The sequence below is a fragment of the Neptunomonas sp. CHC150 genome, from assembly GCF_030397555.1.
Lineage (GTDB): Bacteria > Pseudomonadota > Gammaproteobacteria > Pseudomonadales > Balneatricaceae > Neptunomonas > Neptunomonas phycophila.
Map to the genome: position 1 here is coordinate 111204 of NZ_JAPNXU010000012.1, position 22094 is coordinate 133297.

The 22094-nt window shown below is 45.8% G+C and carries 24 protein-coding genes; 14 read left to right on the forward strand and 10 right to left on the reverse strand.

Features of this window, described 5'->3' with window-relative positions:
* Nucleotide 1: 1 nt before the first annotated feature.
* From OW491_RS16385 to OW491_RS16395, 3 genes are all read right to left on the reverse strand, one after another.
* Nucleotides 2-2692 carry an EAL domain-containing protein gene (locus OW491_RS16385; RefSeq protein WP_290036972.1) on the reverse strand — a complete coding sequence of 897 codons (2691 nt, stop codon included), beginning with the start codon at nucleotides 2690-2692 and terminating at the stop codon, nucleotides 2-4.
* Between the two features lie 67 nt (nucleotides 2693-2759).
* Nucleotides 2760-3497: an oxygen-insensitive NADPH nitroreductase gene (gene nfsA, locus OW491_RS16390; RefSeq protein ID WP_290036973.1), complete on the reverse strand. Its 738-nt coding sequence runs from the start codon at nucleotides 3495-3497 to the stop codon at nucleotides 2760-2762.
* A 20-nt stretch (nucleotides 3498-3517) separates the two neighbouring features.
* Nucleotides 3518-4192, reverse strand: coding sequence for an alpha-ketoglutarate-dependent dioxygenase AlkB (locus OW491_RS16395; protein ID WP_249263596.1), 675 nt, complete (start codon nucleotides 4190-4192; stop codon nucleotides 3518-3520).
* Between the two features lie 114 nt (nucleotides 4193-4306).
* Here OW491_RS16395 and purU point away from each other — a divergent pair, with 114 nt between their 5' ends.
* From purU to OW491_RS16415, 4 genes are all read left to right on the forward strand, one after another.
* Nucleotides 4307-5161, forward strand: a complete 855-nt coding sequence (gene purU, locus OW491_RS16400) for a formyltetrahydrofolate deformylase (RefSeq protein ID WP_178969102.1) — start codon at nucleotides 4307-4309, stop codon at nucleotides 5159-5161.
* Nucleotides 5162-5293: 132 nt separating this feature from the next.
* Entirely contained in the window at nucleotides 5294-5701 is a 408-nt protein-coding gene (locus OW491_RS16405) for a CBS domain-containing protein (RefSeq protein WP_075172777.1), read from the forward strand.
* 67 nt (nucleotides 5702-5768) lie between these two features.
* On the forward strand, nucleotides 5769-6773 hold the full coding sequence (locus OW491_RS16410; RefSeq protein WP_290036974.1) for a DnaT-like ssDNA-binding domain-containing protein: 1005 nt from the start codon (nucleotides 5769-5771) through the stop codon (nucleotides 6771-6773).
* Nucleotides 6691-7500 carry a replication protein P gene (locus OW491_RS16415; protein ID WP_246813463.1) on the forward strand — a complete coding sequence of 270 codons (810 nt, stop codon included), beginning with the start codon at nucleotides 6691-6693 and terminating at the stop codon, nucleotides 7498-7500. The genes OW491_RS16410 and OW491_RS16415 overlap by 83 nt, the downstream gene beginning before the upstream one ends.
* 73 nt (nucleotides 7501-7573) lie before the next feature.
* Here OW491_RS16415 and OW491_RS16420 read toward each other — a convergent pair whose 3' ends face one another.
* Nucleotides 7574-8626, reverse strand: a complete 1053-nt coding sequence (locus tag OW491_RS16420; RefSeq protein ID WP_290036976.1) for a DUF3549 family protein — start codon at nucleotides 8624-8626, stop codon at nucleotides 7574-7576.
* A 222-nt stretch (nucleotides 8627-8848) separates the two neighbouring features.
* On the opposite strand from OW491_RS16420, the gene OW491_RS16425 reads away from it, so the two are divergent.
* From OW491_RS16425 to OW491_RS16440, 4 genes are read left to right on the forward strand one after another with little or no spacing between them, the layout of a single operon-like run.
* Nucleotides 8849-9568 carry a DUF1538 domain-containing protein gene (locus OW491_RS16425; protein WP_075178432.1) on the forward strand — a complete coding sequence of 240 codons (720 nt, stop codon included), beginning with the start codon at nucleotides 8849-8851 and terminating at the stop codon, nucleotides 9566-9568.
* Nucleotides 9569-10345: a DUF1538 domain-containing protein gene (locus OW491_RS16430; protein WP_075172773.1), complete on the forward strand. Its 777-nt coding sequence runs from the start codon at nucleotides 9569-9571 to the stop codon at nucleotides 10343-10345.
* A gap of 22 nt (nucleotides 10346-10367) precedes the next feature.
* Nucleotides 10368-10718 (forward strand): P-II family nitrogen regulator, encoded by a 351-nt coding sequence (locus OW491_RS16435; RefSeq protein WP_178969100.1) that lies wholly within the window; start codon nucleotides 10368-10370, stop codon nucleotides 10716-10718.
* Nucleotides 10715-11137 carry a CBS domain-containing protein gene (locus tag OW491_RS16440; RefSeq protein ID WP_215152329.1) on the forward strand — a complete coding sequence of 141 codons (423 nt, stop codon included), beginning with the start codon at nucleotides 10715-10717 and terminating at the stop codon, nucleotides 11135-11137. The genes OW491_RS16435 and OW491_RS16440 overlap by 4 nt, the downstream gene beginning before the upstream one ends.
* A gap of 36 nt (nucleotides 11138-11173) precedes the next feature.
* Here the strand turns inward: OW491_RS16440 and OW491_RS16445 are convergent, their stop codons facing one another.
* Entirely contained in the window at nucleotides 11174-11500 is a 327-nt protein-coding gene (locus OW491_RS16445) for a YqcC family protein (protein ID WP_075172770.1), read from the reverse strand.
* Between the two features lie 10 nt (nucleotides 11501-11510).
* Complete coding sequence (locus tag OW491_RS16450) at nucleotides 11511-12866, reverse strand: class II 3-deoxy-7-phosphoheptulonate synthase (protein WP_178969097.1); 1356 nt, start codon at nucleotides 12864-12866, stop codon at nucleotides 11511-11513.
* A gap of 192 nt (nucleotides 12867-13058) precedes the next feature.
* Here OW491_RS16450 and OW491_RS16455 point away from each other — a divergent pair, with 192 nt between their 5' ends.
* The gene (locus OW491_RS16455; RefSeq protein WP_075178430.1) at nucleotides 13059-13442 is read left to right on the forward strand and encodes a carboxymuconolactone decarboxylase family protein; all 384 of its coding nucleotides are present in this window, start codon (nucleotides 13059-13061) and stop codon (nucleotides 13440-13442) included.
* Between the two features lie 23 nt (nucleotides 13443-13465).
* Here OW491_RS16455 and OW491_RS16460 read toward each other — a convergent pair whose 3' ends face one another.
* The 3 genes from OW491_RS16460 to OW491_RS16470 form a co-directional block, all read right to left on the reverse strand.
* Nucleotides 13466-14380 carry a LysR family transcriptional regulator gene (locus OW491_RS16460; RefSeq protein WP_075172767.1) on the reverse strand — a complete coding sequence of 305 codons (915 nt, stop codon included), beginning with the start codon at nucleotides 14378-14380 and terminating at the stop codon, nucleotides 13466-13468.
* Nucleotides 14381-14472: 92 nt separating this feature from the next.
* Nucleotides 14473-15378: an ornithine carbamoyltransferase gene (gene argF, locus OW491_RS16465; protein WP_075172766.1), complete on the reverse strand. Its 906-nt coding sequence runs from the start codon at nucleotides 15376-15378 to the stop codon at nucleotides 14473-14475.
* A gap of 47 nt (nucleotides 15379-15425) precedes the next feature.
* Nucleotides 15426-16628, reverse strand: coding sequence for an aspartate aminotransferase family protein (locus OW491_RS16470; protein ID WP_290036979.1), 1203 nt, complete (start codon nucleotides 16626-16628; stop codon nucleotides 15426-15428).
* Nucleotides 16629-16905: 277 nt separating this feature from the next.
* Here OW491_RS16470 and grxD point away from each other — a divergent pair, with 277 nt between their 5' ends.
* The 3 genes from grxD (at nucleotide 16906) to OW491_RS16485 (ending at nucleotide 18953) form a co-directional block, all read left to right on the forward strand.
* Nucleotides 16906-17241: a Grx4 family monothiol glutaredoxin gene (gene grxD / locus OW491_RS16475; RefSeq protein WP_075172764.1), complete on the forward strand. Its 336-nt coding sequence runs from the start codon at nucleotides 16906-16908 to the stop codon at nucleotides 17239-17241.
* Between the two features lie 99 nt (nucleotides 17242-17340).
* Nucleotides 17341-17943 carry a peroxiredoxin C gene (locus tag OW491_RS16480; protein WP_075172763.1) on the forward strand — a complete coding sequence of 201 codons (603 nt, stop codon included), beginning with the start codon at nucleotides 17341-17343 and terminating at the stop codon, nucleotides 17941-17943.
* 131 nt (nucleotides 17944-18074) lie between these two features.
* On the forward strand, nucleotides 18075-18953 hold the full coding sequence (locus OW491_RS16485; RefSeq protein WP_178969094.1) for an OmpA family protein: 879 nt from the start codon (nucleotides 18075-18077) through the stop codon (nucleotides 18951-18953).
* 66 nt (nucleotides 18954-19019) lie between these two features.
* Here OW491_RS16485 and rnt read toward each other — a convergent pair whose 3' ends face one another.
* On the reverse strand, nucleotides 19020-19646 hold the full coding sequence (gene rnt, locus OW491_RS16490) for a ribonuclease T (protein WP_212667456.1): 627 nt from the start codon (nucleotides 19644-19646) through the stop codon (nucleotides 19020-19022).
* A gap of 276 nt (nucleotides 19647-19922) precedes the next feature.
* On the opposite strand from rnt, the gene OW491_RS16495 reads away from it, so the two are divergent.
* Nucleotides 19923-20741, forward strand: a complete 819-nt coding sequence (locus tag OW491_RS16495) for an OmpA family protein (protein ID WP_290036980.1) — start codon at nucleotides 19923-19925, stop codon at nucleotides 20739-20741.
* Between the two features lie 94 nt (nucleotides 20742-20835).
* Entirely contained in the window at nucleotides 20836-22062 is a 1227-nt protein-coding gene (locus OW491_RS16500) for an argininosuccinate synthase (RefSeq protein ID WP_075172759.1), read from the forward strand.
* Nucleotides 22063-22094: the final 32 nt, after the last annotated feature.

Genomic DNA, 22094 nt, shown 5'->3' on the forward strand with positions numbered 1-22094 from the left:
TTTAAGGTGATGATCCAACATTGTTATTAAGCAAGTGAGCTTGTTGAAGCATCCAGGAATTAAGAGCTTCAGCAGGCACAGGGCGGCTGATAAGGTAGCCTTGCAGTTGGTCGCAACCTTCACGCCTTAGAAAAATCTGATGCTCTTTTGATTCCACGCCTTCTGCGCATACACATAAATTAAGGCTGTGTCCTAATGCAATTACGGCACGCGCTATAGCTTCATCGTTTGAATCCGTAGGGATGTCTCTGACTAAAGACTGGTCTATCTTAACCTTTTGAATAGGTAGCATCTTTAAATAACTGAGCGATGAATAGCCTGTGCCAAAGTCATCAAGGGCTAAGCTAATCCCCATATCTTTAAGTGCATTTAGAACTGGCGTTACTTCATCAGCATGTTTGACCACAATGTTTTCGACAATCTCTAGCTCTAATTGAGCGGGGCTAATGTCGTATTTTGTCAGCATTTGGCTCACCCAATCTACCAAGCCTTTGGTGAGTATTTGTTGTCCGGCAATATTAACGGCCACTTTAAAATACGGAAAGCCGGCTTTTCGCCATTTAGCGGCTTGTGCGCAGGCTTGTTCGATCACCCAACTACCGACCTTTACCATTAGACCAAGTTCTTCGATGATAGGTAAGAACTCGCCTGGGGACATAAGCCCTTGGGTTGGATGCTCCCACCTTAATAAGGCTTCAACACCCGAGAGCTGGCCTGTCATTGCATCAATTTGAGGTTGATAAAACACACGGAACTGATCTTGAGATAATGCTTGGCGTAGATCGGGTTCTAAACGCATCCACTGTTCGAAAAATTGCGAGTGCTCTTTGCGGTAGCACGCGTATTTGTTACGCCCGCTTTCTTTGGCTTTGTGAACAGCGGTATCAGCATTTTTTATTAGTGTAGTGCTATCAAAGCCATGATCGGGATATAGCGCCATACCTATACTGGCGTTGGCATAGATCTGATGGTCTTTGAGCCGGAAGGGTTGTTCGAGCGTAGAGATAACCGTTGAAGCGATTCTTTCTGCTTCGCCTTGATGGCTACAGGGGCTGATCATAATGGTGAATTCATCTCCACCCACCCGTGCTAGTAACCCTTTATCGCCTAGCGCTTTGCGTACGCGTCGGGATACCTGAATTAAAAGCTGGTCACCTTCTTGATGTCCAAAGGTATCGTTGATGTATTTAAAGCGATCTAAATCGATCATCAAGACCGCAATACGCTGAGAATTACCGGCTTCACTAATCGCGTGATCAAGTAGCTTTTTAAACAGGTCTCTGTTGGGCAAGTCCGTCAATGTATCGTGCTGAGACATATAACGCAGGCGGGCTTCAGACTCTTTTACATTTGAAAGGTCGGCAGCCACGCTCACAAAGTGGGTAATGACGCCGTGTTCATTGTAAACCACTGTGATGTTCAGCCATTGAGGGTAATGCTCGCCTGTGCGGCGCCGCCCCCAAACTTCGCCCTGCCAATAGCCGTCACTGAGTAAGGTCTCAAAAATGGTATTAAATTTTCGCCGGTCGCACGCGCCAGTACTAAAAACAGAGGGCGAACGGCCCAATAGCTCGTGCGCTTTAAAGCCGGTCATCTCACAGTAAGCACGGTTTATATTTACAATGCGATTTTTGTTATCCGTTACCATTATGCCTTCACTGGTAGAAGCAAAAGCAATACCGGCTAGCTCTAACTGGGCTTGTGTTTCTTTCTCCTGAGTGACATCTAGCAGGATGCTGTTGATTTTAACCAGTGAACGATTTTCGCTCCACTCCGGTGTGGAGGCTATGTAGATCCATTTTTGATTGCCCTGTACATCGGTGAGGCGGCATTCAGCTGTCCATAACTTGTTTTTTGCGTGCGTCGCTCGCCGATAAGCTCTCAGTGTGGACTGTGCATCATGGTGGAGATGATCCCAAACGAGATCGAATTGATTCATCGCTTCCTGTGCGCTAATTCCAAACAACGGCTTGATACCATCACTGACGTATGAGAAATAAGGCCTACGTTCCTCATCAAACTCCGTTTGCATGACGACGCCCGGTATGGATGAGACAATGTTGGAGAAACGACTTTCTGAGGCTTGTAAAAATTGAGTGTGCTGATGTTTAGATAAGGCAATGCTAGCTATATGCGCAGCGCTTTCATGGATCCGTGCTTCTAGTGGGGAGGGAAAGCCTAGCGGAGTCCGCAAAATAGTGAAGCTTCCTGACACTTGGTCCGCCGATTCGTATAAAGGATAAGACCAGCAACTTTGTGCTTTTAAACGTTCAAAAAGGGAGTAGCCAGCCTTTTTGGGGCGGTTCGAGGAAGTATGTGATTCAAATTCAGGCGCTTTTACAAAAACCGCACGTCCCCAAGGAGGTGCATTAGGGTCCACACGTTGGTTACGTAGGTGGATATGGTATTGAGGTTTAATCGTTGGCGCGCAGAGTAGAGTCATGGACTGGTCTGCATGGCTTTTCATAACAAAAACATGTGACTCGGGTATCAGCTTTTCTACTTCGCTGCATAAGCTGTTTAGAATGGTTTCAAGTGGTTCGAGCAGCGCTATACGGCTCAAAAGGTCGCGCTGCAATTGCAGTAAGCGATTGAGGTCTTGGGTGCCCGGTTGCTCGTTGTTTACGGGCGGTTGGCCCGTAACCGAGACTAGACTGTTTTTTTCACTTGATAGATCCGATACCGCTTCCATGAGTGCGTACATTTCTCGCAAATGACTAATAAAATGAATAACTCATGTATTAGTTATGATTGTTAAATCAACGCTTTATAAAACCACGCTCTTGTAAGAACGGTAACATGTGCGGACGAGCCTCTTTTACAAGCATGCCCGATATTTGGTCCGTCCAGCCCGTTTCTTTCAAGTTGCTACCGCGGCTTTGGTAATACGTTTTTACATGACTATCGTAATCGGCCAAACGTTCGCGATCTTTAGTATCGTCATAACTATCCTGCTTGAGTACCACAGACAATGGTAAACGAGGTTTAACCTCAGGGTTCTGATCAGGAACACCGATGCACATGCCGAACACGGGGTAAACTAAGTCAGGTAAATCAAGAAGCTTGCTGACATCTGCAATCTTATTTCGTAGCCCGCCAATATAAACGATGCCCAAATCGAGGGACTCTGCTGCTATGGCCACGTTTTGGGCAAAGAGCCCGCAATCAACGGTTGCAGTAATGAATTGCTCTGTGAAGCCACTTTGCATTTGTGCGTCATTCATCTCGCAAGCCAGTTGATGGCGTTTCATATCAGCACAAAAAACGAGGAAGGTCGGTGCTGTTTCAACGTAGCTTTGTCCGCCTGCCATTGTGGCTAATTGCTGGCGTTTTTCTGGGTCATTTACCTGAATGACTGTGCACGCTTGAATAAAGCTTGAAGTGGCTGCCGCTTGTCCTGCTTCTACGAGCTCATTAATAGTCTCTTGAGCGATAGGCTGGTCTTTAAATACACGAATAGAGCGATGAGATTTGAGCAAATCAATAGTGGAGTTCATGTTCTTCCTCGGTTTTACTGCTAATTGATAACACTACGAAATGTTAAATTGATTCGAGGTGTAAATATACGTCGGCTAGCGGGAACAGCGTGTTGCCAAAAGTGCTGTGTGGTTCCTTGCATGATCAATAAAGAGCCATGAGGCAATACGAGTTCTACCTTTGCTATGTCAGTATCGTATTTATGTTTTAGCACAAACTTACGTGCAGTTCCTAATGTAACAGAAGCAATGACCGGGTTGGGCCCTAGCTCGGGTTCATCGTCACTATGCCAACCCATTTTGTCATTACCATGACGGTATTGGTTGAGCAAAACAGAGTTAAATCGATAATTGGTTAGCTCATAAATAAGTGCTTTTATAGCATTAACCTGTGGGTGCCAAGGTTGGGAGTTGAGAATAAGATCTGAATACTGATACCGGATACCAGCGTCACCCTGAAAGTGTTGGAGGCGGGGGATTTTGTGCGTTTTACCAAAAACACGGATTTCATCTTGCTGCCAAGGGGTATCGTGTAACAGTTGGTTTAAATAGTGATCAGCCTGTGCTGGGGCGAGGAAGTGTGGGTAGAGTAAAAGGTCAGCCTGTTTGTGTTGTATGTGCTGAGGCTCTGCTATTGTATTTTGCTGATCAAACAGCGACGGTGTTGTTGGTTTCATGCTGTGGCCTGTGAGCAATGTTGCGCAATTTTGTATCATAAACACCTTCCTGCCTTTATCAATGGATGCCCAACCTAAGGCGAACTGATATGATGGCTCACATTGTTCGTATGTTTGTTTAACCCTTATTTGATCTTAGGAAATTAGTACATCATGGAGCGTCGTTACCGACTTGTTTTAGCCTGTCCCGATCGCGTTGGCATTGTGGCAATGGTAAGTAACTTTATTTCTAGCCATGGTGGCTCTATATCCGATGCCAATCAGCACTCAGATCCTACAACTGGCTGGTTTTTCATGCGCGTGGAGATTGGAGCAGTAACTCTGCCTTTTTCGTTGGATGAGTTAAGAGAGGCTTTTACGCCTATCGCTCAATCGTTCAATATGACATGGAACATGGCTGATTCTTCTAAGCCTAAACGCGTTATCTTGATGGCGAGTAAAGAGTCTCATTGTTTGGCTGATTTGTTGTATCGCTATTCATCAAAAGAGTTATTTTGTGAGATTCCTTGTGTTATCTCTAATCATGATGATCTGCGCAGCATGGTGGAATGGCATGATATTCCGTATCACCACGTGCCTGTGGATAAAGACAATAAGCAACCGCATTTTGATAAGGTGCAGTCTCTGATCGAGGAGTATAAGGCGGATGCCATTGTGCTCGCACGATATATGCAAATTTTACCGCCTGCGCTATGTGATATTTATCCTTTCCGAATTATTAATATTCATCATAGCTTCTTGCCTTCGTTTGCAGGGGCTAAGCCATACCATCAAGCGCATGAACGCGGTGTCAAATTGATTGGTGCCACTTGTCATTATGTTACGCAAGATTTAGACGCTGGCCCTATTATTGATCAAGACGTAACGCGTATTAGCCATCGAGACTTGCCAGAAGAAATGGTACGTTTAGGGCGTGATGTGGAGAAAACGGTTCTTTCACGTGGTTTGCGTTGGCACTTAGAAGATCGCGTGCTAGTGCATGGCAACAAAACGGTTGTCTTTAACTAGAGTGCGCGCAAAAGAGGATTTAGGCTCGCGCTAAGTGAACAATTTAGCGCGACAGTCGACAAAGCTGAACTAAACTAATAAGGAAAGGAGACAAACTTTCACGTTGCCTCCATGACAAGCAGGAGCGGTATCATGTTAAAATCAGTCAGTGTCCAAGATTACATGGCCACCGGTTTAGTGACCTTTAAACCTGAAACGGAGTTGTTCGAAGCCATTAGTGCTTTATTGCGATATAAAATATCCGGTGCTCCTGTGGTCAATAAAAAAGGTGAGCTAGTCGGCCTTTTGTCAGAAGTCGATTGCTTGCGGGCCATCCTCACCCATACCTACCATGAAGAAGAATGCGGCGGCTCTGTTGCTGATTGTATGACTAAAACTGTTGAAACCATCAATTATGATGCGGATATCGTTGATGTCGCTCGTTTATTTATTGATAAAGGCCGTCGGCGTTTACCTGTGGTTAAAGACGGTAAATTGGTGGGGCAAATCAGTCGTAGTGATGTGTTAAGAGCCTTTGAAGCCTTTGCTGAAAATGAATAGTGTTAAATTAAATGCTCCCTTTCGTTTTTGAAACGCTGGGGGAGTATTATCGTTATGTGGTACATAAATGTCGGTAACAATGCCTGAAAAACCCTTACTTGTTTATCCCTCACTCGCGCGAAAGTTAGGTGTTGAAGCTGCGCTTTTGTTTGGTTTGTGTGAAGACATGCTGGCATGCCCTGCAGCGGCAATCGTTGCTGGCAAGCAGGGACAGGGAATAAGGGAAGTAACTTTGTCGCACACGCAGTGGCTGAAAATGACAGAGTTCTGGGATGTCGATCGAGTTAATGAGTTAGTGGCCGTTATTGTTCGTAATACGGCTATCAGTATCGCCATTGCCAGCGATGGACGAGTGCGAATAGCCGATGCGATAAACAACGCGGTGGAGACACCCGTAGGTACGACTCATGACGAGTCTGGCGTATCAGCCCGTTTTGAAAGTGCTGAGTCTAAGGCTGCGCGAATGGAAGCGGTTGCTAGTGTTCGTCAATTAGATTCTGTGGAGCGCCTAAAAGATACAAAGATTACGGCTGCAGTGCCGAGTGTGGCGGAGCTTCCTGTGTATGATCAACCACCACCGATGCCTCGCCGTCCTTTACCGTCGCGTACTAATGCTAATATCCGTGAACGTGGGCCCGCTCCGGTATTTGGCGGCAGTATTGGCTGGAAACGTCAAAAAGATGATTCACAGCAAGACCGTTTACAACAGTTATTTGAGCAGCATGAAGAGCGAAACCAAAAACTTCATCCTATGTACTTAGGGTGGACTCCTTCTGAGTTGTTTTATTCTATGCTCCCGCGACATCAAATACCGCGCGAGGTAGTTGATACCTGTATAGATGAGTTTATCCTTTACTATATCGACAAAGAGCGTAAAGAAAGTAATTGGGATCAAAAATTCCTCGCGTGGGTCAAACGCGAGTGGGTTCAAAAGCAAACCCGCGAGTCACGCGAACAACGTAAAGAGCAATCTTTCTCAGGTCAATCGAATGAAAACACCCGCAGAGATTCTAAAGAAAACCGAAAACGGGTTACCGCAGCCATCATGGACATCAAAGACACCGATTGGTAGCGAGTCACAAACATCGGCAACTCCGGAGGTTATTAGCTTAGAAACCAAAGCAATGGTTAATATGATCTTTGCTCGGTTTATGGCTATTTATGGTCACAAATTTAAGAGCTGCTTTGAAACTCAAGATGAAATTCGTATAGCCAAACGAGAGTGGGCATTGAGTTTGACTTCTTATGATGAAAGCCAGCTTGTTCGCGCCGTTGACCGCTGTAAAGAAACTTTAGCTTGGATGCCGACTGTTTCAGAGTTTTTAAAAATCTTAGAAGAAGTCGGTGCTGGAGATGGTATACCTTCCGTACGTGCTGCCTATATAGAAGCTTGTCGCTTTTCACATGACCCGGTAGGTAAGCCGTGGAGCCACCCAGTGGTATATCATGCGGGTAGAGAAACGGGGTGGTTTGCTCTTAAAAGCGAAGAAGAGCGCACCACATTTGGTTTGTTTCGATATCATTATGAATTGGTGTGTCGTCGCTTTAGAGCTGGGGAATCGTTTGATATACCGCAACCTAAAGGCGTAACCGATAACCGCGACGCGACCTTGTATGCTTTTATTAAGCAATGGAGTGAATCCCAGTCGATTACTCAAGAGCAGGCCTCATCGTTGTTATATTATTTAACTAAACCTGAGGGTACGCGAGTTAGGGCCAGTTTAAAGAAACAGGCGATGGAGCAGGCTGCCCGGCTGGGTATTGATGAGCTACCTGATCAAGTGGGGAGCGTCAATTAACTGTATCTCATAGTAAAAAAGGCGAAGCTGTCACAAGCTTCGCCTTTTTTATGTGTGGTATTTATCGTTGATGTTAATGCGTTGTAAACTGGTTGCCAAACATATGGCCAATCGCTGCGCTTAGTGCTTCACTTCGTTGCGGCTGTCTAAACTCTCTCAGTATTAATGCCCGCAATGCTGGCATAAACATCAGGTCGGCCAATATGCGAGAAAAACCCGCCTGACCGGCTTCAGACTCCGCTAACTTTTCGAGAAACACTTTTAAAATATCAGGGTACTGAAGCGTCAAGAAACAGCGGGTGGCGATGGCTGTTAATACTTCGGCACTATAGGCATATTGAGAATTCAGGGTCGTTAGAATGGCTTGTTGCTTAAGTGCTTCGTCATGAGCTTGCGATAGCGCTCGCAGCAGAGCGGCGATTACAACGGGCTCTTGGTTGTCATTATCTAAACTGTCACTTAAACGTTGTTGTAGCGCGCCGGCTAAGGTGTGGTCGGGTAAGATATGTTCTAGGCAGCCACCTAATGCGCTGAGTACTTCGTTTGGCAGATGCTCGATGGAAAGGGCAAGTGCATGGCTGCTTTGTGTGTCGAGCCGCGCAACAACGTCGGCGATACCTTGATATCCTAATCCCTGCCAATTATTCCAGCCTAACTCTCCAGAAAAATAAGCGTTCGCTTCACGATAAAAGCCACTCGGGTCGCGCCCAATTTTTGTAGAGGCGATGGCATGGAACATGGCCATTTTTTCTTGATCAGGAGTGAAAGAAAAAGGGTTGTCTTTTAGTGCATCCTTTTCTTCATCTATGGTTTCTTTATTTAACATTTGGGTGATGTTTTGCATCAGCCGTCCTAAAAAATCATCACGAACTGCTTGGACAAGATAACCTTGCTCGTCCAAAGGAAATTTTAGGAACCACACCACGTTTTGCTCTTTGTTTTTAGGGTTCCACAATAACAAAGCCAGCCAAGCATGGTGCAAATATGGCGTCGGGTAGGGGATGCTTCCCTGCTCTAGTTTATTAAATTGGTCGGTAGAGAGTTTGCTGATGCGGCGTCCCATATCAAAGATTCTGAATTGAGCTCCGCTTTCGTTCAGTAGCTCATAAATACTAGAAAAAGACATGTAGGCCTCACCTAATTACTGTTACGGGGTATCGCTGTTATCGAACAGCATAATGAATGGGCGGCATTTTACCAGTGATGATGGCTAGGGTCAGCTCTCTCTTAGGCTTACTTCTTGGCTTTATCATTTTTATATACGAAGCCCACTTTTATTGATGCAGGTCCGGTTGTGGTGAGTGATTCAGCGTAAGCTGAGGGTATGTTTACTAATGAGATGGTGTGAATGGCTTTACTTAAATCTCTTGTTGGCAGTTTACGCGATTTGGCTCCCATTATTGTAGTTATCGCTTTTTTTCAGCTAATGGTTTTACAGCAAAGTGTGCCGGACTTAATGCAATTACTGGTGGGCTTTGTCTTAGTTATATTGGGACTAACCTGCTTTATATACGGTTTAGAGATGGGGTTGTTTCCTATTGGCGGGAGCATGGCATATGCCTTTGCTCAAAAAGGAAGCGTGTTTTGGTTGTTAGTGTTCTCGTTCGCGCTTGGGTTTGGGACAACCGTTGCAGAGCCCGCATTAATCGCCGTATCGGCTGAGGCGGCAGATGTGGCCGCTAATGGAGGGATGATTTCAAATACTGAATCTGAACGTCAGTCTTATGCGAATGGCTTACGCCTGACGGTCGCGTTTTCAGTTGGGTTAGCCATCGTTTTAGGGGTGCTACGTATTTTGAAAGGCTGGTCTATCCAGTACATGATTATGGCGGGCTACTGTCTTGTGGTGGCGATGACTATGGTAGCGCCTCGCGAAATTATTGGTATTGCTTATGATTCGGGCGGTGTGACTACCTCCACAATAACGGTCCCACTAGTGACTGCACTCGGGGTGGGCTTGGCATCCTGTATTGAGGGGCGTAATCCAATGATTGATGGTTTTGGATTGATTGCGTTTGCCTCATTAACACCTATGATTTTTGTGATGGCATACGGCATGGTGGTGTAAATGGCATTAATGACAGAGTTAGTGAGCACCTTTGCCACCACGGTGCGTGATGTACTGCCTATTGCCTGCATTCTTTTTGGCTTTCAGTTTTTTGTTCTTCGCCGTCCGATACCGCAGCTCAAACGGGTGCTCATCGGTTTTTTATTTGTGCTGGTGGGGCTGAGCTTATTTTTGTTAGGGCTTGAGAAAGCTCTATTTCCCATTGGTCGGTTGATGGCAGAGCAGCTCACTGCAGCGGATTTTATTCAGCATTGGCGGCTATCACCTAGTCATCGTGCGTTGCATTGGGCTGATTATTACTGGGTCTATGCGTTCGCATTTGCTATAGGGGCAAGTACAACTATAGCTGAGCCTTCGTTAATAGCTGTGGCGATTAAAGCCAATCAAGTTTCAGCTGGTGCTATTGGTGTGTGGGGGTTGCGTTTGGCGGTAGCGTTAGGCGTTGCATTGGGTATTGCGTTAGGAGCTTGGCGTATTGTGACAGGATACCCAATTCATTGGTTCATTATAGCGGGCTATGTGTGCGTGGTTATACAGACATGCTTTGCACCTAAATCGATAGTGCCTTTAGCCTATGATTCTGGTGGGGTAACCACGTCAACGGTAACCGTCCCTTTAGTAGCGGCTTTAGGGTTGGGATTAGCTGAAACAGTTCCTGGTCGCAGTCCACTTATTGATGGTTTTGGTCTTATTGCGTTTGCTAGTCTTTTTCCCATGATCACTGTCATGGGGTATGCGCAATTAAGTACGTGGCGACAACATAAAGAAAATGACTAAGCTGGATTAATGGAGAGAAAGTATGCACTTTAAATTGCTTTTGGTCTTTGTTGAAGACGGTAAAACAGACGAGGTCATGAAGGCGGCACGTGTTGCTGGGGCAACGGGGGCAACTATTATTAATAATGCACGTGGCGAGGGTATTACCCAAACGAAGACGTTTTTTGGGCTTAATTTAGAAACACAGCGTGATGTATTGTTATTTATAGTTGAAGAGCATTTGAGCCGAGCAATTTTAGAAACCATAGCAGAGGTTGCAGGTTTTGATGAAATGCCGGGTAAGGGGATAGCAATTCAACTAGATATAGAAGACGCCGTGGGAGTTGCGCATCAAGTACAGCAGTTAAGTTCTGCTGTGGAGGAACAGATATGAACGACCAGCTAAGCAAACGTCATATAGTTCGGGTGAGCCAAGTAATGGCTCAAAGCTATGCGATGATAGACGGGTTAGCGACCATCCAAGAGGCAATCGACTTATTTAAGCAAGACTTGGCGAGTGTTCTATTGGTTAATAAGCGCCATGACGATGACGAATACGGATTATTACTGCTGTCTGATATTGCTAAACAGGTTGTCGCTAAAGATCGTGCCCCAGAGCGTGTCAACGTGTATGAAGTGATGTCTAAACCTGTAATTGCGGTAGATCCTGATATGGACGTTCGTTACTGTGCGCGCTTATTTGAGCGCTTTGGCCTGTCGATAGCTCCTGTCATTAAACTGCAGCAGGTTGTCGGCGTTGTGAGTTATAACGAGATTGTGTTTGGGGGCTTGTTGGGGGAGGACAGCAGATAAAATGAAGCCAGTTGTTATTTTATCTGCTGTGTGGCGTTAATGCGGTACGCGTAAGCAATTATCGATATCGCCTATCAGTGCGGTTAAGCGCTGGGTATTCTGCGGCACGAGTTTAAGAGCCTCCTCGGCCATAGGCAAAATATCACTGTTGGTTGGCAAAGGATGACCAAGGCGAACCATCTTGCGAAATAGCGGAATCATTATCCACTGAACCCATTCTGCAAAGCTTAGTGAATCAACTGCAAAAGGTTCTGTGCTTGCAAGGGCTTCTGCACTAGGCTCAACCGTTTGCCACAAAGAAAGCGTTTGCATTTCTGATTCAATGGCGTCAAGAATAAATAGTAGTGTTTGTTCTTTGCTCATGTCGCATTTCTTACTTTTGAGAAGTGGCTGACTTTAAAGTATCGCTAATTAAAAAAGCGAGCTCTAATGCTTGTTCACCGTTTAAACGTGGATCGCAATACGTATCATACTGAGCGGCAAGTCCTTCTTCGGTAATTTGGTAGGCACCGCCCACACACTCTGTCACATTGTGACCAGTCATTTCTAAATGAACGCCGCCAGCATGTGTACCTTCTGCTTTATGCACTTCAAAGAAACCTTTCATTTCTTTAAGAATGGCATCTACACTGCGCGTTTTATAACCGTTATGTGCTGTTGTTGTGTTGCCATGCATAGGATCCGAGCTCCAAACGACATTACGCCCTTCAGCTTTTACCATGCGAACGAGTTCGGGTAACTTTTCGGTAATCTTTTCGGCACCCATACGAGCAATCAACGTAATACGCCCGTTATCATTGTTTGGGTTGAGTATGTCTAAAAGTTCGATCAGCCCATCACGCGTGGTTGTTGGGCCTACCTTTACCCCAATCGGGTTACGAACACCGCGTAAAAACTCAACGTGAGCGTGGTCTGGTTGTCGAGTCCGGTCGCCTATCCATAGCATATGAGCGGAGCAGTCATACCAGTCACCTGTTAGGCTATCTTGGCGAGTTAAGGCTTGTTCGTAGCCCAATAATAACGCCTCATGGGAGGTATACAGGCTGGTTTCTTTGATTTGAGGTGTGTTTTCAGCATGGATGCCACAGGCCTCCATGAAAGCGAGAGTCTGATCAATTTGATCAGCTAAGTGTTGGTATTTCTCGCCTAAGGGACTCGCTTGGACAAAGCCTTGGTTCCATCGGTGTACTTGGTGTAAATCGGCAAAGCCACCTTGTGCAAAAGCGCGTAGTAAATTTAATGTGGCGGCTGATTGGTGGTACGCCTTGAGCAGGCGCTCAGGATCGGGCTGGCGGGCTGCTTCAGTGAACGCGATGTCATTGATGATATCACCGCGGTAACTTGGTAACGATACACCGTCGAGCGTTTCATGAGACGATGAGCGCGGTTTGGCAAATTGCCCCGCCATTCGGCTGACTTTGACGACAGGAACGCTGCCGGCAAAGGTCATAACAACCGCCATCTGAAGCATAACTTTAAAAGTATCTCGAATTTTATTGGCACTAAATTCGTTAAACGTTTCAGCGCAATCTCCGCCTTGTAATAAAAAAGCGTTTCCGGCGGCCACATCTGCCAAATTTTTGCGTAAAGAGCGTATCTCACCTGCAAATACAAGCGGCGGGAGGGCGGCTAGTTGTGATTCGACTTGAGCAACATGATCAGCATTGCTGTATTCAGGTTGCTGTAAAATAGGTTTGCTTCTCCAGCTGGTCGGTGTCCAAATACTCATGGCTTAGTACGTTTTTCCAATAGTCAATTAAGCAATCCAGTGTAAGGTATCGCTGTGATTATACAAGCGGTCGATGCACATAAGACGTAGTTCATTGTTAGCCTGTCGTGTGTAATGGGTTATAACAAAATGCTTAGTTTTATATAAAGGCAACGTAGCGTTGCAATCAACACAAAAAGCGAGGGGGTTACGATGTCTAAAGATGATTGGCAAAAAGGGTTGCAAGTAAGAACAGAGGTGATGGGTGAAGAATTTGTTCAAAAAGCCATCGATAATACGACACCGTTTACTGAGCCACTACAAGAGTGGATAAATGAACATGCATGGGGATCGACTTGGCAAAGGCCTGGGCTTCCTCGAAAAACACGTAGTTTAGTGACTATCGCTATGCTGGCTGCACTCAAGGCTCCAACAGAGCTCAAAGGGCATGTTCGGGGGGCACTGCGAAATGGGTGCTCACCTGAAGAAATCCAGGAAGTATTGCTTCAGTCGCTTGTGTATTGTGGTGCTCCAGCGGCTCAAGAGGCATTTAGAGCAGCTAAGGAAGTGATTGAAGCCTGGAACCCTGACGAGTGATGCTCGTCAGGTAGGGTGTATGCTTAAGCTGAGCGAATACCGGTCAGAGTGCTAAAAGAGACTTGCTTGGCCGTGTCTAAAAAGTCGACCATGAACTCTGAGTTTTTCTGGTCTTCTCTAATTGCTGCGTAAAGAGTGCACCATACGCCACGCTCACCGAGTGATTTGGCAGCCACATAATCGCGCTGGAGGTATTCGTGTAAAGCCCAGTTAGGTAAGGCAGCAACACCGCGCCCGCTGGCGACTAGTTGTAAAATCATCAGGGTGAGTTCTGCGGTGCGGGTATCATGTGGCTCTACGCCTGCAGGTTCCAAAAAACGCGTAAATAAATCTAAGCGGTTTTGGTCAACCGGGTAGGTGATTACCGTTTCGCTTTCTAGATCGGTTGCGTGCACGTACTTTTTGTTTGCTAAGCGATGGCGTTTACCAACAGCCAATAATGACTCATAACTAAATAATGGTATGTAAGTTATGGTTGCACGAGGTTCTGGATCAGACGTAATAACAAGATCTAGATCGCCACGAGCGAGTGCCGGTAATGGTTGAAATGTAAAGCCGCTGGATAAGTCCATTTCTACTTCTGGCCAATGTTGTCTGAAATGGTCAATGGTGGGCATAAGCCAGTCAAAGCAACTATGGCAGTCAATACTGATGTTGAGCCTTCCAGCCTCTCCGCCAGCCAAGCGTGCGATATCCCGTTCGGTATTGCGGATCATGGGAAGTACTTCGTCAGCGAGGGTAAGCAAACGTTGGCCTGCAGAAGTAAAGCATATAGGTTTGGTTTTTCGAATAAAGAGGGAGCAGTTCAGGCGATCTTCAAGATCTTTAATCTGATGCGATAGTGCTGATTGCGTCAGATGAACTCGGTCAGCAGCCTCGACTAGGCTACCTGCATCTCTGAGTGCGGACAGTGTTTTTAAATGTCGTAATTCGATCATGCCTCAATCCTGAATGGCCTAACAACAGTAGGTATAGTTTAGACGGAAAGAAGGCAAGCCGGCCAATATTTATTATAAAGGCCGGCATCGCACTAATTAACGAGCAAAAACTCTAACAGTGCTTTTTGTGCATGTAAGCGGTTTTCAGCTTCGTCAAAAACAACTGAGCGCGGGTCTTCCATCATTTCTTCGCTGACTTCCTCGCCACGATGTGCAGGAAGGCAGTGCATGAATAAAGCGTCTTTATCCGCTAAATCCATTAATTCAGGTGTTACTTGAAAGCCTTCAAACCGCTTTAAACGAGTTTCTTGTTCGTCTTCTTGTCCCATTGAAGCCCACACATCCGTTGTTACAAGGTGTGCACCCTTAACGGCCTCTTTTGGTGAGTGAGTCAATGTGATGCGATCTTTGTATTCTTCAAGCAATTCGGCTTTAGGCTCAAACCCTTTAGGGCAAGCAATGTTTAGGTGGAAATCTAAGATAGCCGCCGCATTCATGTAAGATTGGCACATGTTGTTGCCGTCGCCTATCCATGCAGCCGTTTTACCTTTGATATCGCCACGGTGTTCCACAAATGTTTGCATGTCTGCTAATAGCTGGCATGGGTGGTAATCATCGGTTAGTGCATTGATGACTGGAACACGTGAATGTTGCGCAAAGGTTTCAACAATCTCATGGCTATACGTCCGGATCATAACAACATCAACCATGCTTGAAATGACGCGTGCCGAGTCTTCTACTGGTTCACCGCGACCCAATTGGGTGTCGCGTGAAGATAAGAACATGGCATGTCCACCTAGCTGGGCCATACCTGCTTCAAATGAAACACGTGTCCGAGTCGATGATTTCTCAAAAATCATTGCCATTACTTTGTTGGCAAGTGGCTCGTATACTTCACCTCGGTTACGCATCTCTTTTAATTCGGTAGCCCGGCTCAGTAGCTGTTTTAACTCGTCAGAAGTTAAATCCTTCAATGTTAGGAAGTGTTTTGTATTCATACATTCTTGCCGTCTCCGACGGCTTTCCTTATGGACCTTTTCGGTCTTTATTTTCTCGGTTTTGAACGCTCGTCGGCTGCATAAATTTTAATCAGCTTGCATAGCGTGTTGACCAGTAGGTCGGCTTCGGCATCAGTCATAATGAGAGGGGGCAATAATCGAATAACTTTCCCGCCACCTGTGATGTTAAGTAAGATGCCTTTTACTTTAGCGAGCACGGCTAATTCGGTGCCTGCTTCGGTGAGCTCGATAGCAATCATTAAGCCTTTGCCGCGAACTTCACGGATATAGGGCATGCCTTCAAGGTTTTCTTTGAAGCCTTGAAGCATACGGTCACCTAATTCGGCCGCACGATCACACAGGTTTTCTTGCATAATAGTTTCTGTAACGGCTAAACCAACAGCACAAGCCAATGGCGTTCCGCCAAAGGTGGAACCATGGGAACCAGGCATGAACACTTCGGCGGCACGACCTTTTGCTAAGCAGGCCCCTATAGGAAAACCATTGCCAAGCCCTTTAGCCGTAGTCACAACGTCTGGCACAATATAGGTATGTTGGTAGGCGAAATAGCGACCAGTTCGTCCATTGCCAGTTTGTACTTCGTCAAGCATGAGTAGCCAATCGTTTTCGTCGCAAATGTCGCGCAGCTCAGCTAAATACTCGCTATCGGGGATACGTATACCCGCTTCACCTTGGATGGGCTCAACTAAAATAGCAACGACATTCTTATTGCTGGCTGCAATTGAGCGAACCGCGTTAGCATCGTTAAAAGGCGCGCGAATAAAACCACTCACAAGAGGTTCAAATCCGGCTTGCGTTGCTCGGTTGCCAGTGGCGCTCAGTGTTGCCAATGTCCGACCGTGGAATGATCCATCCATGACGATAATGGCTGGGGATTCGATCTCTTTAGCATGGCCAAATTTGCGAGCAATTTTAATAGCTGCTTCGTTTGCCTCAGCGCCGGAGTTAGCAAAAAACACACTATCCATGCCAGCAATTTCAGTGAGGCGATCCCCTAGCTGTTCCTGTAGAGGAATTCGGTACAAATTAGAGGTATGGATAAGTTTGCTTGCTTGCTCAGTAATGGCTTTGGTTATGGCAGGGTGAGAATGGCCTAAGCCACACACCGCAATACCTGATAAAGCATCAAGATAGCGATTACCATCAGTATCAAACAGCCAAGCGCCCTCACCGGACTCAAAGCTAACCGAGAGCCGATTATAAGTGTTCATCAAGGACTGCTGCGCCATGTTCAATCTCCCGTACAACGCAAAAAGGCAGCCTTAGCTGCCAAATAAAGAAAGGCATTCTATTGTCACTATCTATTTTTAGCAACTTCCCGCCGGAAAGCTTGAAAAAGATAGTAAAGGCACAATATAGCAGGTAAACGGATGACTGTAGCAATTTGGACTCGATAAACCCGCTTAATTTTTTGTATTGACCAAGTAATTAGCTAGGGTATGTGGTAGGATTTTTACAGATAAATTCACACGGTTAATGAGTCGCAAGACGTGAGAAGGTAAGCTAATGAGCGTTATAGATACTATTAAAGACCAGATCGAAAAAAACTCTATTTTATTATATATGAAGGGAACACCACGTTTCCCTCAGTGCGGGTTTTCTTCTCGTACGGTTGAGGCACTTATGTCATGTGGTGAGCGTTTTGCGTTTGTTAACATTTTAGAAAATCCTGAGATTCGTTCTGAATTACCCAAGTACGCTAACTGGCCTACGTTTCCGCAGTTGTGGATTAACGGCGAATTAGTGGGCGGATGCGATATAGTGACAGAACTGCATGCATCAGGTGAACTTGAAACAATGGTCAAAGCAGCGGCTGAGTCTGACGAGACACCTGCTGAATAAGCCATTATGTCAATTGTTCGTCATTAAAGTTTTATGAACAAACCTTACAATGCGGGTTTGTTAAGTTTTACCTAACGATAGATAAAAACGGAGAAAATCATGGGTGTATTAGTAGGAAAGCAAGCGCCGGACTTTACAGCGGCAGCAGTACTTGGCACTGGTGAAATTGTAGATGCATACAACTTGAAAGAAGCAATCAAAGGGAAGTACGGTTTAGTTTTCTTTTACCCGTTAGACTTCACATTCGTTTGCCCATCTGAGTTGATCGCATTAGATAAGCGTATGAGCGCATTTGAAGAGCGTGGCGTAGAAGTTATCGGTGTTTCTATCGATTCTCAATTTACTCACAACGCGTGGCGTAACACACCTGTTAACTCGGGTGGTATTGGTCCAGTTAAATACACATTAGTTGCCGACACAAAGCACGAAATCTGCAAAGCGTACGATGTTGAAGCTGAAGGTGGTGTTGCTTTCCGTGGTGCTTTCATTATCGACAAAGAAGGTAATGTACGTTCGCAAATCGTTAATGATTTACCACTAGGTCGTAACATGGAAGAGTTGATCCGTTTGTTTGACGCGCTTCAATTCCATGAAGAGCATGGCGAAGTTTGCCCAGCTGGTTGGAATAAAGGTGATAAAGGTATGCAAGCGTCTACTGACGGCGTAGCTAAATACCTTTCAGAGTCGTCTGACAAGCTGTAATTGGTTCTTTTTGAATATAAAACCCGTATTTAATGATACGGGTTTTTTTTTGTTCATTTTTTCTGGTGTAATATAGCCTGCAGTCAATCACATGGATCAATTCCGAACCGGAATTTATGAGGAAGTAAAGAATGAGTAAAGCCAGTCAATTTAAGATGTTATCTGTATTGGGTGTGGCAGCATTGGTTGTGGGTTGTGCAGAAGTGCCTTCAGCTAAGTGGGAGCAGAGTACACCTTTTTGTGTTGCCGCAGGTGCATTGGCTGGTGGCGCTGTTGCTCAAGCTGCTGATAATCAGGGCGCCGCAGGTGCTTTGGTCGGTGCTGGAGTGGCGTATTTGATCTGTCACAAAGAGCCTGTTTGTGAGGCAAATGAAATTAAAACGGGCAAAGGTTGTGAGCTGGATAGCGACCAAGATGGTATTGTGAATCGAGCTGATCAGTGCCCCGGTACACCTGCGCGCGCTCCGGTAGATGGTCGTGGTTGCCAACTTGATTCAGATGCCGACGGTGTTGTGAATGTTTTGGATCAGTGTCCAGAAACACCAGCAGGGATTGAAGTAGACCCAGCGGGTTGCCCAGCAGATGAAGATCTTGATGGCGTGGCTAATGCAAACGATATCTGCCCGGCAACACCGGTTGGTGTATCGGTTGATCTTTCTGGCTGTCCTGCTGTCGATAAGTTGTCGTTAGAGGGTGTTAACTTCGAATATAAATCAAGCCGTTTAACGTCTGAAGCTAAAGCTATCTTGGATAACGTTGCTGAGGTGTTGAGCGCAAGCAGCAGTAAATTTACAGTTGAAGGGCATACGGACTCCGTAGGATCGGCTTCCTATAACAAGAATCTGTCTCAAGCACGTGCAGATTCTGTCATGGCTTATTTGGCGTCTAAGGGAATATCAACTGAGCGTATGAACGCTATCGGTTATGGTGAAAGCAGCCCTGTCGCAACAAATGATACTGAAGCAGGGCGAGCGGTTAATCGCCGAGTTGCACTGGTTCCTGTCATTTAATGCTATGAGCGAGTGAATAAAAAAGGCAGCGAGAGCTGCCTTTTTTATGAGGAATTACGGTTTCGTTTAATCGTGTTCTTGTAAGTCTAAGACCATGTCCCAACCACCTAAATCTTTCCAGCGGTTGATAATGCCACAAAATAGCTCAGCTGTTTTTTCCGTATCATACAGCGCGGAATGGGCTTGTTTTCCATCAAACGGTATACCGGCAACATCACACGCTTTGGCTAACACCGTCTGTCCGTAAGCTAGGCCAGCTAATGTGGCTGTGTCAAATGATGAAAAAGGGTGGAAGGGGTTGCGCTTTATATCACTGCGCGCAGCAGCTTCGTTGACAAAGCCTTGGTCGAATGATGCATTGTGACCAACCAAAATAGCGCGCTTACAGCCATGTGCTTTTACTGCTTTGCGGATCGGTTTAAAGATGAGCTCAAGGGCTTCTAATTCAGAAATCGCTTCTCTTTCCGGTGAAAAAGGGTCGATTCCCGTAAAATCGAGAGCGGCCTGCTCTAGGTTGGCACCTTCGAAGGGGGCGACTTCAGCAACAAAGCTTTGGTCGACAATTAAATAGCCTTGTTCGTCCATGGTTAATGTGACAGCGGCAATCTCAAGTAGCGCATCGGTTTTTGCGTTAAAACCAGCTGTTTCAACGTCAATGACAACAGGTAGGTAGCCACGGAAGCGTTCTGCCATTAATTGAGCGGATGAGCGATGATTCAAGAGAATTCCTTACTAGGCTGCTTGTAATATAGAGGGTTAGCCGACATTCTATCAGCCGTGATAGGTAAGGCCAAACACAGAAAAAGGGTTGGCTTTGCCTGTGTCTATCAATTTCACTGGTTAAGCTGTGTTTCTTTAGGCCGATAGCGTAAACATACCGTAAATTTTTGTGAGTCGTAAATTGTTAATATGATACAAATAATCCGTTTAGCCTTAGTAAGCTGGGCCGTGTTAAGTGCTCCTTTTGTAATGGCGGTAACTTTTATGGCCAGTATTGATCAGTCGGTATGGGATGTAGAAACATCAAAATTTTACTGCCGCCTATCACAAGAGGTGCCAACCTTTGGTCGTGGAAGTTTTTTTCATGAAGCCGGTGAAAAGGCGGTGTTTGAGTTGTCGCCCACGCAAAAAGGCAGCTTTTCTGGTGACGTGCGTTTAGTGGCCGAAGCATCACCGTGGCAGCCCGGGTTGGCGCCAAAGTATATTGCTCAATTATCGGTACCTGCAGCTTCTTCACCAGATCAAATCAAGCCATTAATGGTTAGCGAGCAATATGCCGGTGAAATGCTAGTATCGTTATTTCAAGGCATGTCGCCTACCTTCACAATGTCGAATTGGTTAGGGAGCGGTGAGCGAGCAAGAGTCGCGCTGTCGGCCGCAAATTTTCAAAAGTCTTACAGTGATTACATGGCATGCGTTGATGAGCTGTTGCCTGTGAATTATCGGCAAGTTGCTCGCACCGCCGTATTGTACCCGCCTGCTCAATGGCGCTTGTCAGACGCCAGTAAGGATCGCTTAGATCTTATTATTGAGTACGTTAAAACAGATCCTAAGGTGAAAGAGTTATATGTTGATGGGCATTCTGATAATGCGGGAAGGCGTTTATTAAATCGGGATCTATCTAAACAGCGTGCGGAAGACATAACGCGTTATCTCGTTGCTAATGGGATTAGTGAGGAGATGATTACCACTCGTTACCACGGAGAGCGGTATCCAGCGGTTCCCAATAACTCCAAAGCTAACCGTGCTCGCAACCGTCGCGCGACCATCAGGCTTGAGCGGGAGTGATGCAGTAATTCGTTTCTTTCGGTGTTATAATCTCGCGTTTGGTATGACTTTAAAAGTAGGCTGCATAGCGGCCATATTTCAGTGGAGCAAATGAATGTCCGATATTAAAAAGGTAGTACTGGCCTATTCAGGTGGATTGGATACATCTGTTATCGTCCGCTGGCTGCAGGAAACCTATAACTGTGAAGTAGTGACTTTCACAGCTGACCTGGGGCAGGGCGAAGAAGTGGAACCCGCGCGAGCAAAAGCTGCAGCCCTAGGTGTTAAAGAGATTTACATCGAAGATCTGCGTGAAGAGTTTGTACGTGACTTTGTTTTCCCAATGTTCCGTGCCAACACTATTTATGAAGGAGAGTACCTCCTCGGTACATCCATCGCACGCCCTCTAATTGCCAAGCGTCTAGTTGAGATTGCAAACGAAACGGGTGCGGATGCTATATCTCACGGTGCAACGGGCAAAGGTAATGACCAAGTTCGTTTCGAAATGGGTGCGTATGCACTAAAGCCAGGCGTTCATGTTATCGCCCCTTGGCGTGAATGGGATCTAACGTCTCGCGAAACCTTGATGGCTTATTGCGCTGAGCATGATATTCCGGTTGATTTCTCGGGCAAAAAGAAAAAGTCTCCATACTCAATGGATGCTAACTTATTGCATATCTCTTATGAAGGCGGTTTGTTAGAAGATCCATGGTCTGAAGCAGAAGAAGATATGTGGCGTTGGTCGGTTTCTCCTGAAGCTGCACCGAATGAGCCAACATACCTAGAGCTGACATATAAGAACGGTGATATTGTTGCAATTGATGGTGAAGAGCTATCTCCAGCAACGGTTCTTGAAACACTGAACAAAGTCGGTGGAGCGAATGGTATTGGTCGCCTAGATATTGTTGAAAACCGTTTTGTCGGCATGAAAGCCCGTGGCTGCTACGAAACACCGGGCGGTACTATTATGATGCGTGCTCATCGAGCTATTGAATCTATTACGCTAGACCGTGAAGCGGCGCATTTGAAAGATAGCATGATGCCGAAGTACGCTGAGCTGATTTATAACGGATTCTGGTGGTCAGAAGAACGTAAAATGATGCAGCAAATGATCGACTATAGCCAACGCCATGTAAATGGTGACGTACGCGTTAAGTTGTACAAAGGTAATGTCTCTGTGGTGGGACGTCGTTCAAATGACAGCTTGTTTGATGAATCGATTGCAACATTTGAAGATGATGCAGGCTCTTACGATCAAAAAGATGCTGAAGGTTTTATCAAACTGAATGCATTACGCATGCGTATCGCTGCAAGCAAAGGTCGTGATTTGTTAAAAGACTAACAGCGACTGTCTCTTTTAAAGCCCGCTAATAT

Excerpts from the sequence above, each read along its gene's own strand:
- OW491_RS16385 (WP_290036972.1), bottom strand. The coding sequence starts at position 2,692 with ATGGAAGCGGTATCGGATCTATCAAGTGAAAAAAACAGTCTAGTCTCG.
- nfsA (WP_290036973.1), bottom strand. The coding sequence starts at position 3,497 with ATGAACTCCACTATTGATTTGCTCAAATCTCATCGCTCTATTCGTGTA.
- OW491_RS16395 (WP_249263596.1), bottom strand. The coding sequence starts at position 4,192 with ATGATACAAAATTGCGCAACATTGCTCACAGGCCACAGCATGAAACCA.
- purU (WP_178969102.1), top strand. The coding sequence starts at position 4,307 with ATGGAGCGTCGTTACCGACTTGTTTTAGCCTGTCCCGATCGCGTTGGC.
- OW491_RS16405 (WP_075172777.1), top strand. The coding sequence starts at position 5,294 with ATGTTAAAATCAGTCAGTGTCCAAGATTACATGGCCACCGGTTTAGTG.
- OW491_RS16410 (WP_290036974.1), top strand. The coding sequence starts at position 5,769 with ATGTCGGTAACAATGCCTGAAAAACCCTTACTTGTTTATCCCTCACTC.
- OW491_RS16415 (WP_246813463.1), top strand. The coding sequence starts at position 6,691 with ATGAAAACACCCGCAGAGATTCTAAAGAAAACCGAAAACGGGTTACCG.
- OW491_RS16420 (WP_290036976.1), bottom strand. The coding sequence starts at position 8,626 with ATGTCTTTTTCTAGTATTTATGAGCTACTGAACGAAAGCGGAGCTCAA.
- OW491_RS16425 (WP_075178432.1), top strand. The coding sequence starts at position 8,849 with ATGGCTTTACTTAAATCTCTTGTTGGCAGTTTACGCGATTTGGCTCCC.
- OW491_RS16430 (WP_075172773.1), top strand. The coding sequence starts at position 9,569 with ATGGCATTAATGACAGAGTTAGTGAGCACCTTTGCCACCACGGTGCGT.
- OW491_RS16435 (WP_178969100.1), top strand. The coding sequence starts at position 10,368 with ATGCACTTTAAATTGCTTTTGGTCTTTGTTGAAGACGGTAAAACAGAC.
- OW491_RS16440 (WP_215152329.1), top strand. The coding sequence starts at position 10,715 with ATGAACGACCAGCTAAGCAAACGTCATATAGTTCGGGTGAGCCAAGTA.
- OW491_RS16445 (WP_075172770.1), bottom strand. The coding sequence starts at position 11,500 with ATGAGCAAAGAACAAACACTACTATTTATTCTTGACGCCATTGAATCA.
- OW491_RS16450 (WP_178969097.1), bottom strand. The coding sequence starts at position 12,866 with ATGAGTATTTGGACACCGACCAGCTGGAGAAGCAAACCTATTTTACAG.
- OW491_RS16455 (WP_075178430.1), top strand. The coding sequence starts at position 13,059 with ATGTCTAAAGATGATTGGCAAAAAGGGTTGCAAGTAAGAACAGAGGTG.
- OW491_RS16460 (WP_075172767.1), bottom strand. The coding sequence starts at position 14,380 with ATGATCGAATTACGACATTTAAAAACACTGTCCGCACTCAGAGATGCA.
- argF (WP_075172766.1), bottom strand. The coding sequence starts at position 15,378 with ATGAATACAAAACACTTCCTAACATTGAAGGATTTAACTTCTGACGAG.
- OW491_RS16470 (WP_290036979.1), bottom strand. The coding sequence starts at position 16,628 with ATGGCGCAGCAGTCCTTGATGAACACTTATAATCGGCTCTCGGTTAGC.
- grxD (WP_075172764.1), top strand. The coding sequence starts at position 16,906 with ATGAGCGTTATAGATACTATTAAAGACCAGATCGAAAAAAACTCTATT.
- OW491_RS16480 (WP_075172763.1), top strand. The coding sequence starts at position 17,341 with ATGGGTGTATTAGTAGGAAAGCAAGCGCCGGACTTTACAGCGGCAGCA.
- OW491_RS16485 (WP_178969094.1), top strand. The coding sequence starts at position 18,075 with ATGAGTAAAGCCAGTCAATTTAAGATGTTATCTGTATTGGGTGTGGCA.
- rnt (WP_212667456.1), bottom strand. The coding sequence starts at position 19,646 with ATGGCAGAACGCTTCCGTGGCTACCTACCTGTTGTCATTGACGTTGAA.
- OW491_RS16495 (WP_290036980.1), top strand. The coding sequence starts at position 19,923 with ATGGCGGTAACTTTTATGGCCAGTATTGATCAGTCGGTATGGGATGTA.
- OW491_RS16500 (WP_075172759.1), top strand. The coding sequence starts at position 20,836 with ATGTCCGATATTAAAAAGGTAGTACTGGCCTATTCAGGTGGATTGGAT.